We start from the raw sequence: 206 nt of genomic DNA on the forward strand, positions 1-206 counted from the left end.
AAAATCATGGCGGTTGTGGCGAAGTGGTTAACGCACCGGATTGTGGCTCCGGCATTCGTGGGTTCGATTCCCATCAGTCGCCCCATTTTTCTTAAAAATTAATATGCGGGTGTGGCGGAACTGGCAGACGCACTAGACTTAGGATCTAGCGCCTTTGGCGTGGGGGTTCGACTCCCTTCACCCGCACTTTTAATAAAATAACTCAT

At 50.0% G+C, this 206-nt stretch carries 2 tRNA genes; both read left to right on the forward strand.

Annotation, left to right across the window (positions count from 1 at the left end):
* Window positions 1–9: 9 nt before the first annotated feature.
* Window positions 10–85, forward strand: a tRNA-His gene (locus tag ILT06_RS32340).
* Between the two features lie 20 nt (window positions 86–105).
* Window positions 106–186, forward strand: a tRNA-Leu gene (locus ILT06_RS32345).
* The last annotated feature ends 20 nt before the right edge of the window (window positions 187–206 follow it).

Source organism: Bacillus sp. 17RED48 (genome assembly GCF_019837545.1).
GTDB classification, from domain to species: domain Bacteria; phylum Bacillota; class Bacilli; order Bacillales; family Bacillaceae_G; genus Bacillus_A; species Bacillus_A wiedmannii.